Source organism: Sporosarcina sp. 6E9, from assembly GCF_017921835.1.
In the GTDB taxonomy this organism is placed as follows: Bacteria; Bacillota; Bacilli; order Bacillales_A; family Planococcaceae; genus Sporosarcina.
Genome location: NZ_JAGEMN010000001.1, coordinates 764,079 through 778,388, shown reverse-complemented (window position 1 = coordinate 778,388; position 14,310 = coordinate 764,079). Strand labels below are relative to the sequence as shown.

19 protein-coding genes and 1 other annotated feature are annotated in these 14,310 nt (G+C 41.8%); all 19 genes read right to left on the bottom strand.

Features of this window, described 5'->3' with window-relative positions:
* Positions 1–6: 6 nt before the first annotated feature.
* The 19 genes from J4G36_RS04080 to pilM all read right to left on the bottom strand — a co-directional run bounded on the left by J4G36_RS04080 (position 7) and on the right by pilM (position 14,272).
* The gene (locus tag J4G36_RS04080) at positions 7–462 is read right to left on the bottom strand and encodes an ACT domain-containing protein (protein WP_210468796.1); all 456 of its coding nucleotides are present in this window, start codon (positions 460–462) and stop codon (positions 7–9) included.
* 27 nt (positions 463–489) lie between these two features.
* Entirely contained in the window at positions 490–1,776 is a 1,287-nt protein-coding gene (obgE, locus tag J4G36_RS04075; protein WP_210468795.1) for a GTPase ObgE, read from the bottom strand.
* Positions 1,777–1,787: 11 nt separating this feature from the next.
* Positions 1,788–2,306, bottom strand: a complete 519-nt coding sequence (locus J4G36_RS04070) for a Spo0B domain-containing protein (RefSeq protein ID WP_210468794.1) — start codon at positions 2,304–2,306, stop codon at positions 1,788–1,790.
* 190 nt (positions 2,307–2,496) lie between these two features.
* Complete coding sequence (gene rpmA / locus J4G36_RS04065; protein ID WP_210468793.1) at positions 2,497–2,787, bottom strand: 50S ribosomal protein L27; 291 nt, start codon at positions 2,785–2,787, stop codon at positions 2,497–2,499.
* 12 nt (positions 2,788–2,799) lie between these two features.
* A complete protein-coding gene (locus J4G36_RS04060; RefSeq protein ID WP_210468792.1) occupies positions 2,800–3,129 on the bottom strand; it encodes a ribosomal-processing cysteine protease Prp in 330 nt (109 codons plus the stop codon).
* 6 nt (positions 3,130–3,135) lie between these two features.
* On the bottom strand, positions 3,136–3,444 hold the full coding sequence (gene rplU / locus J4G36_RS04055) for a 50S ribosomal protein L21 (protein WP_210468791.1): 309 nt from the start codon (positions 3,442–3,444) through the stop codon (positions 3,136–3,138).
* Between the two features lie 12 nt (positions 3,445–3,456).
* Positions 3,457–3,531, bottom strand: a sequence feature (ribosomal protein L21 leader region).
* Between the two features lie 41 nt (positions 3,532–3,572).
* Positions 3,573–4,187: a site-2 protease family protein gene (locus J4G36_RS04050; RefSeq protein ID WP_210468790.1), complete on the bottom strand. Its 615-nt coding sequence runs from the start codon at positions 4,185–4,187 to the stop codon at positions 3,573–3,575.
* On the bottom strand, positions 4,184–4,726 hold the full coding sequence (locus J4G36_RS04045) for a hypothetical protein (RefSeq protein WP_210468789.1): 543 nt from the start codon (positions 4,724–4,726) through the stop codon (positions 4,184–4,186). Before J4G36_RS04045 ends, J4G36_RS04050 begins: the two co-directional genes overlap by 4 nt.
* A 631-nt stretch (positions 4,727–5,357) precedes the next feature.
* A complete protein-coding gene (minD, locus tag J4G36_RS04040; RefSeq protein ID WP_210468788.1) occupies positions 5,358–6,158 on the bottom strand; it encodes a septum site-determining protein MinD in 801 nt (266 codons plus the stop codon).
* 1 nt (position 6,159) lies between these two features.
* Positions 6,160–6,834 (bottom strand): septum site-determining protein MinC, encoded by a 675-nt coding sequence (minC, locus tag J4G36_RS04035; RefSeq protein ID WP_210468787.1) that lies wholly within the window; start codon positions 6,832–6,834, stop codon positions 6,160–6,162.
* Between the two features lie 27 nt (positions 6,835–6,861).
* Positions 6,862–7,386, bottom strand: coding sequence for a rod shape-determining protein MreD (gene mreD, locus J4G36_RS04030; protein ID WP_210468786.1), 525 nt, complete (start codon positions 7,384–7,386; stop codon positions 6,862–6,864).
* Positions 7,383–8,276 carry a rod shape-determining protein MreC gene (gene mreC, locus J4G36_RS04025; RefSeq protein ID WP_210468785.1) on the bottom strand — a complete coding sequence of 298 codons (894 nt, stop codon included), beginning with the start codon at positions 8,274–8,276 and terminating at the stop codon, positions 7,383–7,385. Before mreC ends, mreD begins: the two co-directional genes overlap by 4 nt.
* Before the next feature lie 84 nt (positions 8,277–8,360).
* Positions 8,361–9,377, bottom strand: coding sequence for a rod shape-determining protein (locus J4G36_RS04020; RefSeq protein ID WP_210468784.1), 1,017 nt, complete (start codon positions 9,375–9,377; stop codon positions 8,361–8,363).
* A gap of 91 nt (positions 9,378–9,468) precedes the next feature.
* Positions 9,469–10,179 carry a RadC family protein gene (gene radC, locus J4G36_RS04015; RefSeq protein ID WP_246880395.1) on the bottom strand — a complete coding sequence of 237 codons (711 nt, stop codon included), beginning with the start codon at positions 10,177–10,179 and terminating at the stop codon, positions 9,469–9,471.
* Positions 10,180–10,354: 175 nt separating this feature from the next.
* Positions 10,355–11,008, bottom strand: a complete 654-nt coding sequence (locus J4G36_RS04010; protein WP_210468783.1) for a hypothetical protein — start codon at positions 11,006–11,008, stop codon at positions 10,355–10,357.
* A 216-nt stretch (positions 11,009–11,224) separates the two neighbouring features.
* Positions 11,225–11,980 carry a prepilin peptidase gene (locus J4G36_RS04005; RefSeq protein WP_210468782.1) on the bottom strand — a complete coding sequence of 252 codons (756 nt, stop codon included), beginning with the start codon at positions 11,978–11,980 and terminating at the stop codon, positions 11,225–11,227.
* The gene (locus J4G36_RS04000; protein WP_210468781.1) at positions 11,981–12,703 is read right to left on the bottom strand and encodes a hypothetical protein; all 723 of its coding nucleotides are present in this window, start codon (positions 12,701–12,703) and stop codon (positions 11,981–11,983) included.
* Positions 12,700–13,296: a PilN domain-containing protein gene (locus tag J4G36_RS03995; protein WP_210468780.1), complete on the bottom strand. Its 597-nt coding sequence runs from the start codon at positions 13,294–13,296 to the stop codon at positions 12,700–12,702. The genes J4G36_RS04000 and J4G36_RS03995 overlap by 4 nt, the downstream gene beginning before the upstream one ends.
* Positions 13,286–14,272 carry a type IV pilus biogenesis protein PilM gene (gene pilM, locus J4G36_RS03990; RefSeq protein ID WP_210468779.1) on the bottom strand — a complete coding sequence of 329 codons (987 nt, stop codon included), beginning with the start codon at positions 14,270–14,272 and terminating at the stop codon, positions 13,286–13,288. Before pilM ends, J4G36_RS03995 begins: the two co-directional genes overlap by 11 nt.
* Between the last annotated feature and the right edge of the window lie 38 nt (positions 14,273–14,310).

The following is a 14,310-nucleotide window of genomic DNA, read 5'->3' as shown; positions in this document are numbered from 1 at the left end:
CCTTCATTATAGTGCTCCAGAACTTATGACCGAGACTGACTCGACAAAATCCGGTGATTTTAATTGTTGAATAAAGGTATCCATCTTGACTTCCATCTGCGTTACATCTAGCGATAGCGTAATATTCGCTCTCGCTTGGACAGGAATCGTTTGGTGAATTGTGAGCACATTGCATTTCGCTTCCGAAACAATGCCTAGCAATGTAGCAAGGGATCCTTTTCGGTCTTCAAGCTGGATGAAAATTGTTAAAATACGTTCACGAGCAATCGACTCGAAAGGAAAAACTGTGTCGCGATACTTATAAAAAGCACTCCGGGAAAGCCCAACCTTTTTCACAGCTTCCTGAATGGTTGTCGCCTCCCCGGAAGAGAGTAATTGTTTTACTTCAATCGTTTTTAGCATTGACTCTGTCAGGACATCTTCCCTCACAAGATAAAAACGGCCGTCGCCTAACCGCTTCATAAAATCTCCCCCATGCTTTACCCGTTATTATTCGATAAACTCGAATTCGAAACCAAGAAGTCGAACGATGTCTCCATTTTTCGCACCGCGTTCACGTAATCCATCATCGATACCCATCGCGCGCATTTGACGAGCAAATTTCCGTACAGAAGCATCGAAGTTAAAGTCTGTCATTTTGAATAGACGTTCAATCGTCGTACCGGATAGGACATATGCCCCGTCGTCGTCGCGAGTAATTTCGAAGTCAGAAGCTTCACCTTCATGTTTATAAAGAACTGTATTTTCGCTTTCCTCTTCGAAGTCCGTTAGTGGGAATTCAGGCGTTGCATCTATCAAATCAGCAACCGCGAAAATAAGTGGATCGAGTCCTTTTCGAGTCACAGCAGAAATTGGAAAGACTTGTACATCATCTTCTAGTTTTTCTTTGAATAAACGAAGATTTTCTTCCGAATCAGGCATGTCCATTTTATTGGCTACAATAACTTGCGGTCGCTCTGTCAAGCGCAAATTATATTGTTTCAGTTCTTCATTAATCGTCACGTAATCTTCGTACGGGTCGCGACCTTCCATTGCTGACATGTCAATCACGTGAACAATGACGCGCGTTCGCTCAATATGCCGCAAGAATTGATGTCCAAGGCCGACACCTTCATGTGCGCCTTCAATTAATCCTGGCAAATCAGCGATCGCAAAACTACGGCCGTCTTCCGCTTCAACCATTCCAAGATTCGGAACGAGCGTTGTGAAATGATAATCCGCAATTTTCGGTTTTGCTGCCGAAATGACAGAAAGGAGCGTGGATTTTCCAACACTCGGGAAACCAACAAGTCCAGCGTCCGCCAGTACTTTCAATTCCAAAACGATTTCTTTTTCGACGCCAGGCTCTCCCTTTTCAGAAAGTTCAGGTGCCGGGTTTTGGGAGGATACAAAACGGCTGTTTCCGCGCCCGCCACGGCCGCCGCGAGCAATGACTGCTGTTTGCCCATGTTCGACCAAATCCGCGATGACAGCGCCCGTCTCGCTGTCTGTAACGACTGTTCCAGGCGGGACCTTGACCACCATATCTTCCGCATTTCTACCATGCATATTTTTACCCATCCCGTGGGCTCCACGAGGTGCTTTAAAGTGACGTTGATAACGGAAATCCATTAATGTGCGTAAGCCTTCTTCAACAACAAAAATGACATCCGCGCCGCTTCCACCGTCACCGCCTGCAGGACCGCCAAACGGAATGTACTTCTCGCGACGGAACGCAACCATTCCATCACCACCGTCACCGCCTTTTACATATATTTTAACGTGATCTACAAACATATAACTTCCTCCTATTGTCCAATTAACTTGAACACCCATAAATTATGTGAAATCATTTCTTCAATTTTAACGTCATCTGGACCGATTCGCGTCTTTTTAGTTGCTGGTAATTCGCCTTTTATCGTTATCGTCATGGACCACTCATTTTCATCAGCGAAAATGTCAAAGTGAACGTCATAATCTGATAGCGGATCAAGCTCATCTTCAACTTCAGTGAAAATAGCCTCTAAATAGGCAACAATTGTGTCATCACTTACGCTTCGACTCGCTTTTTTAATCGCGCAAGACAATGTACTGCGAAATGCAGTATAGACCCAGTCGAATGTTAATAACCATTGTTGTACTTTTGGCAAACCAAATCCCGAAAGTACAGCGCGTTGGCCCATCGCTTTTGTCGTCTTTAAAATTGTATTTCTTGCTTCTGAAGGATTCCCAAGATCGAGATGCATTAAAATGATTTGGAGATCATTGAGAAAATCGTGGCGTGCAAACGCCAATAGTTCCGTTTGTGATAATTCCTTTTTACCCATTTCCCACACTCCATCATTTCTATGTATACATAACAGTATAGCATTTCTACCGGAATTTACGATATAGAACGAAAAAAAGTATGGTTGAAAGTGGAATAACTTATTTCACGGAATCGCAAAACATTTCAAAAACAAAAAAGAGGACTGCTTGAAATTCTGCAGTCCTCTCAATCTATTAATTGGTTATAAATTAAGCTTCTTGAGCTTCAGCATATACGCTTACTTTCGTTTTCGTGCGGCCGTAACGCTCAAAGCGTACGACGCCGTCGATTTTCGCGAACAAAGTATCGTCGCTGCCGAGACCAACGTTTTCACCTGGGTGAACTTTTGTTCCGCGTTGACGGTAAAGGATTGATCCGCCTGAAACGTATTGTCCGTCAGAGCGTTTTGCGCCAAGACGTTTTGACTGTGAGTCACGACCGTTTCGAGTTGAACCTGCTCCTTTTTTCGATGCGAAAAACTGGAGATCTAATCGTAGCATGTGTGCCACCTCCTACTTTTTGAAGATGATTTTTATATGTTGCCCGTAGTCTGATTCAATCGTCTGTAAAGAAACAATCATCGCTTGTACAATTAATTGAATATCGGCATCACTTTCCACGTTTTCAGGAAGTAAGACTTTCAAATACCCGCCGTCATCTCCTTGGAGAATCCCGGGTGTAATGCCTGTAAGTGCGATGATAGCATTCACAGCACCAAATGATACTGCTGATGCACCTGCACATACAAGATCTTTTCCATGTTCCGCGAAATCGGCATGACCTGACATTTCAAATGCTTGTATGCGGTCCAATTGATCTTTCGTTATCGTCACTGTAATCATAATGGATTATGCGTTAATTCCATCGATAACTACTTTTGTGAACGGCTGACGATGACCTAGTTTTCTGTGATAGTTCTTTTTTGGCTTATATTTGAAAACAGTAATTTTTTTACCGCGGCCTTGTTCAACGACTTTAGCTGTAACAGTAGCGCCTTCCACGAATGGAACGCCAACTTTTACGTCGTCTCCACCTACGAATAAAACTTTGTCAAAAGTAACAACATCGTTTACATCGCCTTCAACTTTCTCAATGAAAATTTCTTGGCCTTGCTCAACTTTAACTTGTTTTCCACCAGTTTCAATAATTGCGTACATACTTGCACCTCCTCATAGACTCAGACTCGCCTTCAAAGGTGACCCTCATCGGATTCTTGAACCTTTTCAGTGCGGTTGTAGCACAGGTGCGCTACAAACAATAACATTAAAATATTACCACGTAGAAATCATTTCGTCAACACATTTATTTTTAATTTAATAAAGGCTTGTTCATATCTCCGAAAACGGAATGAAGTATAGTTTTGAATGAGCAGAAATACCGCCAATAAAAGGTACGGAACTGTATTTGGTAAATGAAAAGATAATGCAATCGACGTGACAGATAACATGCACATCGAATAGATGAGTATGATTGATTTTGCGCGCGCTTCAAAACCCTTTTTTTCCAATACTGCACTTAGCACATGCCCACCGTCCAGCGGTAAAATCGGTATCAGGTTAAGGCCCAGTAAAAAAAATTGAATTTTAACGACTAAATCATCTCCAGGGAATTCTAGTACCAACGCCAAAAAAAGAAGGAGTAACGTTGCGACAGGTCCCCCGAGAGCAAGATAGATGCGATGTTTCCTGCGCGCCGTCAACCTGCCCGGTATAACCAGTTCTCCCCCGTAAGGCATAATTGTACAAGATCGGACACGTAGTCCTAGTATGTATGCGCAAACGAGGTGACCTGCTTCATGAATTAAAAGCGAAATGAAAATTAACGTATAGACCGATAAATCTCCAGATATGATTAAAAATAAAAATACCGGGAGAAGTATTGGATGCAAACGAAACTTCATTCAACCGAACCCGATAAATAAGTTGGGAGTAAAGAAGAATCCATGTGAATGCCGTCGCGCTTCACCATAATGTATATGGCCTCGTCATCCATTAATGCGAGCGTGTCCCCTTTTTTCACAGAAGTATAAGGAAGTTTTTCAAATGTACCCACAAAACCATACGTCACTTCATCCCCATCGTCATAAAGAACGGTCACGGTTTTTCCTGTGTCTCGTGTAGATCCAGTGAACACAACGAGTCCATTTGCCTGCGCTTGAATTGCAATTGGAACGGTATAAGACACTAAAACGCCGTCCTTAAAAGGCTGCATCGACTCATAAGCCGGCAGTAAACCTTCTTCATGACTGACAACTGTCGTCTCGTCTTCGGGATCCTTTATGATAGAGGATACCCATTTTTTCATCGTTAAAAAGTCTTCCCCTGTTGTGACATATTGAGTGACGGGCTTTCCAATCGTTCCCGCACCCTCTAATTTGGCCACACCAATGACGCCGATCGTAAATGTTATCGCGATGATCCACTTCACACGCCATTTCATCCACACACACCACCCATTTTTCTCAGTATATGTAGCGTAGGGGTAAAATAGTAATGGGCGCTGGGAAGATTATTATTTTCGAAGTAAAATTAATAGACAAAGAATAAAGTAAACATTAAAAATCTCATTAAATAACGCTTCGGCGCTGGTGGATGCCTCCCGCAATAAGCCTGATAGAAAACCACTATCAGGCTTATTGCTCCGGCGACCACTGGCAAGGCGCCTTCGCTGGAATAGTCTTGGTAGGTTGTTAACGGTTCTTTACTTAGTGTGTGTCACTTGTACAAAATCATCACTTTTTAAGTTTGAATTATATCAGGATATGTTCAACTAAGATTCATTTCAAACACACATTCAGTTCATATATCAATACTTGTAAAGAGATCAATAAAAAATTTCTCTATACAGTGAAATCTACAGTTGATCGGAGTGGAGGGTGGCGACTCCCGCGGAATAAAGCGAGACAGCCGAGACCCTGGACTGAGCGTAGCGAGGGAAGCGGCTCGGCGCTCGCCCGCAGGAAAGCGTCCGCCCGGAACTCCAATCAACGGTATCGACAGATGCCACCTTTTCAGAAACAAAAAATAGTACAGAAGGCATATAAAGCACCTCCCATACTATTAATAACAAATCATACCTTAGAAAATATCGACTTAATTCGACCAAAAAATCCTTTATTACTATTATCAAACGACATCAACGCAACAGATTCTCCGAGAATTCTGCGTGAAATATTCCGGTAGCCAATAGCAGCCGGATTGGTTGGATCCATAACGACAGGCTCGCCTTTATTGGACGAACTAATCACATTCTCATCGTCCATGACAATACCCAAAAGATCAATAGATAAATGCGTAGTAATATCATTGACATCAAGCGCATCACCAGAATTCATCAGATGGCGCTTAATACGATTGATAATAAGTTTCGGCGGTTCGATATCCTCTTGTTCAAGCAACCCGATAATACGGTCCGCATCGCGAACTGCAGAAATCTCCGGCGTCGTTACAACAATCGCGCGGTCCGCACCAGCCACCGCATTTTTATACCCCTGCTCAATTCCAGCCGGGCAATCAATTAAAATATAATCATAATCGCGTTTCAACTCAGTGATTAATGCCTTCATTTGTTCTGTATCTACTGCATTTTTATCTGTAGTCTGTGCAGCAGGTAATAAAAAGAGACCATCTTCAAAGCGTTTATCCTTCACAAGCGCTTGTTGAACTTTACATCGTCCTTCAACGACATCAACCAAATCATAAATGATACGGTTTTCAAGTCCAAGAATGACGTCAAGATTTCGTAAGCCGATATCAGTATCAACGAGACAAACTTTCTTCCCTTGAAGTGCCAATGCAGTCCCAAGATTCGCAGTTGTCGTCGTTTTACCAACACCGCCCTTACCAGATGTTATTACGATAGCTTCTCCCAAACTAGATGCCCCCTTTGAATGTAGATAGTTGTGGTCGGAGGATCCGGAGCTCCTGCAACCGGTCAATCGCTATGAATCCTTTCGGATGAATATATGCACATTCCATTTCCGGTTGCTCAGACAAAATGGTGATTTCATCCGTCATCAACTGCATTTCTTCAGCGATTAATAAATGCGTCGCTTCCAGCCAAGAGGCCGCAATAACAGCATCGCGATTACCCTTTGACCCCGCGTGAGCAATTCCTTTTAAACGGCCAAGTACATAGATACTACCCGCCGCTTCAACGCGACCGCTTGGATTGACATCGCCTATAACGACTAGGTCGCCGTCCGCTTTCACGATTTGCCCCGAACGAACGATGCCAATAAAGGTCTCGGATTGTTTTTCTTGTATTCTATTATTGCACTCTTCCATAGTGATTACATCACTTTGAATCCTTGAAACTCTTAAATTGGGCGATTCATGAATAATATTCATGATTTCCCTTAACTCATTTTCGTTGCAGTACCGATTGCCTGTGTCGACACGCACTTCCGCAATGCCTTCTAAACCATCTTCGGCTACTTTGTTACGAAGCTCGGCAAGTAAATCCGAATAGGAACATTTATCATCGAGACGTAAAACGAGACCGTCCTTCGTCCCTTTGATTACTACATACTGTTGCTGTTTCGTCATTTGCGTCACCTCGTATTTCTCCTCTTTTTAAAGAGCTTCACTTCCTTTGAGCAAAACTCGATTATCAATTAATTTCTTAAATATCCACCCGAACATAATGACAAATAGTGAATTTGCAATCATCGTCGGAATTAGCCGAGTCGAAATGAATACCTCTGGCTCGATTGATGTCAACGCGATAATACTAACGAATGTATACGATAAAACATCTAATAAGGCTACGAGTAATAAAGTTAAGATCATAACTGTAATAATATGCTTATGAACATAGCGAATAATTCCTGCAGCGATAAAACAAATCAATGGATATAGAAATGCATATAATCCTATAATATCAATGTAAAACATATCATACAAGAGACCAAAGACAATTCCGTAAATGATTGCGCGCTGTCGGCTATAATAAATTGCGATAAAAACAAGATAAACGATGACAAAACGCGGCACTAGAATATAAAGAGTCCCGCCAACTTCTATGGGTGAATATAGACTAAATACGGGTTCCAGGAAAAAGAGTAAAATGGCAATAAGAGGGATGACAGACCTAATCATGATCCATCCTCCCCCTCCGTACCTGCTGTCCCGTCGCCATCCGCTCCATCTACTGTTTCTGACTTCCTAATTGCGACAATGACGTGGTCAAGCATTGAAAACGTTGCAGCCGGTCGAATGTAAGCGAGTTTCGTCAGCCCGTAATCATCGGTTGATACTTCGGTTATTTCGCCGATGGAAAGCCCTTTTGGAAAAATTCCGCCAAGCCCCGATGAAATTACTTTATCGCCTTCTTTAATCTTAAAACTGGAGTCAATGCGTTTCATAATGAGTTCTCCACGTGCTTGGTCATAGCCTTCTATCAGTCCAAATGCAGGTTTTTTACCTGGAACAACAGCCGAAACGCGGAAATTTTGATTTTCCGTTGACAGCAATTCAATTGTCGAAGTCGTCGATGAAGTATTAATCACTTTTCCGATTAAACCGCTAGCCGTGACAACTGCCATGTTTTTCTTAATTCCTTGTGCTTGTCCTTTATCAATAATAATCTTTTCTTCCCATTGATCCGGATTTCGTGCAATGACAGTTGCGTGAACAGGATCATAGGCTCGCAAATTCTCTTTTTTATCGATGATTTCACGAAGATTATTATTTTCCGCTTGCACATCTGCAAGTTCGGACTGTATCGCCGCGTATTCACTTAGACGAGATTTCAACTTCTTATTTTCTGCATATGTATTCAAAACACCGTCTACATTGCCAATGACACCTGTTATGTAATGCGCGGGCTTAGAGAAAAATGATTGCCCGAAGCCTACGACATCTTTTACAATTTGTTCCGGTAAGGAGGCGTTTTGCCGATCACGCAGGGAGAATGAGATTAAAGCTACAAGGACAATTACGCCCACGAGCAGTAAAATCAATCGTTTATTTGAAAAAAATCGCGGCATTGCCTTTTTCCTCCTCAAGCATGCTTTTAGGCGATGCAAATCTCTCTATTCGTTATAAATAGAGAGATTCCCCGCCAAACCTTTTTATCTAGCTTGCATTTTTTTAATAACATCAAAATTATCTAACGCTTTACCAGTACCTATTGCAACACAATCTAATGGTTCTTCTGCAATGAATACAGGCATATTTGTTTCTTCTGAAATAACTTTTTCGATATTTCTTAGAAGCGCGCCACCACCAGTAAGAACGATTCCACGTTCCATAACGTCTGACGATAATTCAGGTGGAGTAGTTTCCAAAGTTTTACGAACGCCTTCAATAATTTGCGTAATCGACTCTCGAAGTGCATCCGCAACTTCATCTGAAGTGATTTCAAGCGTTTTTGGCAACCCTGTAAGTAGGTCTCGTCCACGAATTTCCATCTTTTCAGTTTTAGTCGTCGCATTTGCTGAACCGATTTCCATTTTAATCGCTTCTGCTGTACGTTCACCAATTGTTAAATTATATGTTTTACGGATATAACTTGAAATTGCAACGTCCATCGTATCGCCACCTACACGGATTGATTCGCTTGTGACAATACCTCCTAGTGAAATGACCGCAACTTCAGTCGTTCCGCCACCGATATCAACAACCATGCTACCTGTAGGTTCCCAAACTGGAAGTCCCGCACCGATTGCAGCTGCAAATGGCTCTTCAATCGTATACGCGTCTTTCGCGCCAGCTTGACGAGATGCGTCAATTACAGCGCGCTGCTCGACAGATGTAATTCCGTAAGGCACACAAACCATTACGTTCGGCTTTTTAAATGAACCACCTGAAGCTTTCATTGCTTCTCTCATATAATGTTCAATCATCGCAGTCGTAATTTCATAATCAGCGATAACGCCGTCTTTCATTGGTCTTGTTGCTATAATTGAACCAGGTGTACGTCCAATCATGTTTCTCGCTTCGCTACCAACAGCGACGATTTCACCTGTATGTGTGTTTTTTGCCACAACGGAAGGTTCGCGTAACACGATCCCTTTCCCTTTTACAAAAACTAACGTATTTGCTGTTCCTAAATCAATTCCTACATCTCTTGCTCCAAATCCAAACAAATTTGTTCTTCCTTTCTTCTGAACCGCTCATATACGGCATTCATCAAATCATACACCACATTATAGCGGAAAAGCGAAGAAAGTGATAGTGTCACATGTACCCTTTTTCTTTCAAGCTGATGAACTGATGGTCCCCAATAATGACGTGGTCTAGGACTTCAATCCCCATTAAAGCGCCAGCCTCACTCAATCTCTTAGTCACTTCGATGTCTTCCGGTGACGGTGAAGGATTACCTGAGGGATGATTGTGCGCACAAATAATGGAAGCCGCAGATCGTTTTACTGCTTCGCGAAATATTTCCCTTGGGTGTACTATGCTGGAATTCAATGATCCAATAAAAATCGTTTGCTTATGAAGCACTTCATTTTTTACATTTAAAAATAAGACGACGAAATGTTCTTGCGGAAGCGAGGACATGTCCGTCATTAAGTAAGCCGCTGCGTCTTCTGGTGAGCGAATGGTATAACGACCTTCTGAATGCTTTTGATACAAACGTTTGCCCAATTCAGCGGCCGCGAGCAGTTGCACGGCTTTCGCATTGCCAATGCCGTTAATCTTTGTAAACTCCTCGACCGTCGCGTCCCGTAAATCTTGAATTTTATCGAAAGACGATAACACGCGATTCGCTAGAACGAGAACCGATTCATCCTTGGTCCCGGTTCGAAGTAAAATCGCAATCAACTCTTGATTTGATAAACTAGGCGCACCTTGTCTCACGAGTCGTTCGCGAGGCCTGTCCGCAATATGGACATCACGAATCATTATTTTGGGTTCAAGGTCCAATTCCAAGTTAATGGTCATTTCCCGCAACACCCCCATTCACCAACAAGGGTTATGTAGGTCGATGCAAGTACAACATTGCTATTTCGATTAAGCTTCATTAAATCTCCTCCCTGCCAATAATTCTAGCGGAGAACATTCAATGAGAAAAATGCGTATAAATCTAGATAATGGAATCTTGCCATGTTAATCGACGTCAAAAATCAATTTTTACACAGTCCTTCTTGCTTGCATAATGGGCAAGTAGATGCAGTCGAACGACTCGAATATCGTCTGTAAATGCCGTAATTGCGGTCAATTGTTCATTGAAAACCTTCACAGTTTCCCCTGTATTTTCAGCTTCCAATATTTTTATTTTCGCCACTGTATCAGCCACCAACGAATCACGCAACAATTTAGCGCCAACCGCTTCGCAACTTCCTATATTGACAGAGACTTCTTTGCGAAATGTTTCCTCACTATCACTATCCATGATTTCCGCATCTGACAAACCAATCGACGACCAAATGTAATACTTCCCTTTAGAATCACCATCACCTGGAATAATAGCAGCTGAAGCTAATGACGGATCAGCCGCTTGAAAAGTTGCAGCAGATTCCGCACTTGAAAAAACACCGTGCTGTCTCGCAAACAATTTAAGTGGAACGACTTCTGACTCTACTGGTTTTTCGCCTTCTGATGCGGCTGGACCAGTCGTCGGAATTTCCGTCTTTTTAGGTTCGTTTCCAAGTTTTTCGTTAGCCCCGACAATGATGAATCCGACCACTGCCACAGCAGCAATCCCAATAATAACCCCTTGAATAATTGCCATTACATAAGTGCCTTTTTTAAAGTTTCTGCCGAATTTCATTTTCCTTCACCCCGTTTTGTCCTGCTTTAACGGAAAGTATATCCACCAATCCACTACTTTAAAGCGGCTGGTATGATTTCTGATCCCATTAAGCCCGATTCGTTCAACCATCATTCAATAATTATCCGCGAATGAAGTATCCCTACTGTAAAGGTAGCAGAACAAAGGTGAAAAAAAACATGAGGGCTGTCAGAGACCCCATGAATATTTATCGACTTATGTAAACATCGTCATATACCATTCGACAAGGTCGGCCCCCCAGAAATAACAAAGGACAGCCGCAAGCGCGATGGAAGGTCCAAATGGGACGGGTGTTTTTCTTCCCTTGCCCGCTCGCCGTAAAATAATAATGCCGATAATCGAGCCGATAAACGCAGCCACAAAGAGCGTCAGTAACGTATTGACGGTGCCGAGAACAAGCCCGATGACAAAAAACAATTTAATATCCCCACCGCCCATTCCGCCTTTCGACACGACCGCGATGAAATAAAGCACCCCAAAACCGACTACAGCACCCAACAAAGCGTCCCACCACGGCGTTAGCGGGATTAATACCCGGGAAATGAACAACACGACAGCGAACGGTAGAAGCACTTTGTCGGGAATGAGCATATAAGCAATATCCGATACCGTAATAATGACAAGAAGAGACAAAAATAACAACGCGACAACTAATTCCCCACTAAATCCAAGCATGAAATACGCCAACGCAAATAATACACCCGTCGCAAACTCCATAAATGGATAGATAAAACTAATCTTCGTTTGGCATCCCCTGCACTTTCCTTTTAAGAAGATGTAGGAAAAAACCGGAACAAGGTCGAGTACCCCAAGTTTCCGGTTACAGTTTGTACAATGCGATGGCGGTGAAACAATGGATTCCTTCTTCGGCACCCGTAAACCAACGACGTTGAAAAACGAGCCGAAAACGATGCCGTATATGAAAAATAAAAGCCCCATAACAATATCCATTTAATCCCCCATATCTTCAGAGAAAAACGTTGTAAGCTGAACCGTTACATCCAGTCGTTTATCCGGATCTTTCTGCGCCAATTCAAGTTCGCCAGGTTGATAGAAATCCACTTCATCAATCCGAACGACCCGGTCAATCCCTTCAATCTCTTGTAAAAACTTCAATAGATGATCATAATCCAACACTTGTAACTCGATACTCAAAGAAATCAGCTTTAATTCTTCCGGCAATAAACTGATATCGATTGGCGTAATAGGTTTTACAAGTTCTACATCTGACTCTTCGTCTTCTGTTTCAACATCTTTTTCTTCATCAGCAGATTCCGTTTCATCTACGTCTTCCGTAGACTCCTCAATTTCAGGCGTTGTAATGGTTTGCGATACTTCGGCATCATAATTATTAAAGGAGATGGAAATAATTTTAGACTCACTCATCAACTCAACTTCTTGAATCGTATGCAGCAAATTATCCAATTCACGGCTGACAGGAAGTTTTTTCCGCAAATCATATTCATTCGCATCATCTGCTTCGACGACACTCAATACAGCCACTTGATTTTGTAATTCGCTATTTTCAATTTTTAATTGTTGGATTGCATTTTTTATCCGAGACTCTTCTTCACCTTTTGGTAAAATCACATAGTAATAAGCAACGCCTATTAATAGAAAAGCGATTAAGCCCAGAAGTGCAACCAACACTTTATTTTCACCTGTTTGTTTCATTCCGCGACACCGCCTGTCCGTATATAGTACGGATCAATCTCAACCGTCAATTCATTCGCAAAACGCTCGACCTTCTCAAAGCTTTTCGTTTCTTCTCCCGGTTCATCGGTACTCGAAGCTGGGTCAAATGTGTAAATTTGTTCAACTTTTACATCTTGGAAATAAGGACTACTCGATAAATCACCGACATACGCAACAACTTCAGCGAGTGTTTCGAAATCAACCGCAAATTTAATCGTACTTTCAGAAAAAATATAGTTTCGTAAATATGTATTTTCATTCACGTATTTATTCACTTCCACAAGTAAAGGAGATACAGCATAAGAAACACTTTCAACAAATTCAACTGAAGTCGCAAGGTCAATCTTTACCGGCGTGTCTAATACAATAATCGATTCTTCTAACTCTGCTTTTTCCGCTTGCAATTGTTGCTCCTCGGTTTGAAGCGATTGGATTGTTTTATTCAATGAAATATATTGAAATGAAAGGTAAATTACTAGTAACAGAAAAGCTATACCTAGGACAATCGTTAGTGATCGCCTACCACGTGATGGCCGCTCTATATGCGGGAGCAGGTTAATCTCAGGAGCCAAGTGCATCTTCCTCCTTTAATGAAAGACCAATCAACGCGACATGTTTTCGGTTTAATTCGTTATAATGTCGTTTAACGAAAGCATCATCAATAATGTTAACAGGCATATCAATGGTAGCTTCTAATAGCTCTTGAATATAAGGCATCTCCGGATTATCACCGACGAGCACAATCTGATCCACAGACTTTTCACCTTTATTTAGTGAAAATCGATAAAAGTTTAAAATCCGTTCAACTTCCAATACTTGTTCTGATAACGACATCTTATATTCTTCAATTTCACCATCATATGTAAACAAATTTACATCCATTAAATCAGGTGCATACGTCCAATTCCGGTCCGGCGTCTCTACTGAATGGTACCGAAGGAAGTCCACGTTTTCGTTGGAATAAATACTAATAGACAATGCATTTATCGACCAATCCGCAACCAAAAAAGTTCGATTAGTAGTTAAATAACCTACATTTTTTAAGAACCGTATGATCGATAACATACGTACATCCAACACTTTTGGATGTAAATTAAGATCATGATAAAGTTGCATCACTTTAACGACTTCCTCAGAAGAAGATGCATAAATAACCGCTTCACCATCACCCTCAACATGGTCATAAACATCAAGAAGCGGATCCTCAAAAGGCAAATGAATTGTACGTCCTAGTTCCATTTCAACATATCCTTTTAATTCATTCGACGCCAATTCTTTCGGGTGGTCAAATGTTCGCATCATGACAGAATGATCTGGAACAAAAAAACGCAAGTCATGACGTGAAATATTCCAATCCTTCACAAGATTTTTAAGAAGCTCAAAAAACGCAAGTTCATCTACGAGAACTTCATCAACGATAACCCCAGGCGGCAATGCATATTCATAAACTTTAGCCGTTTCCAAATCGCCATCTTGCGTAATAAGTCCCCGAATCACATAATCATTCATTTCTATAGAAACGACTCTATTTTTATTTCTACGAAACATTCCATGGGCCCCCTTAAAAAGAAACATTCATTTCGTTT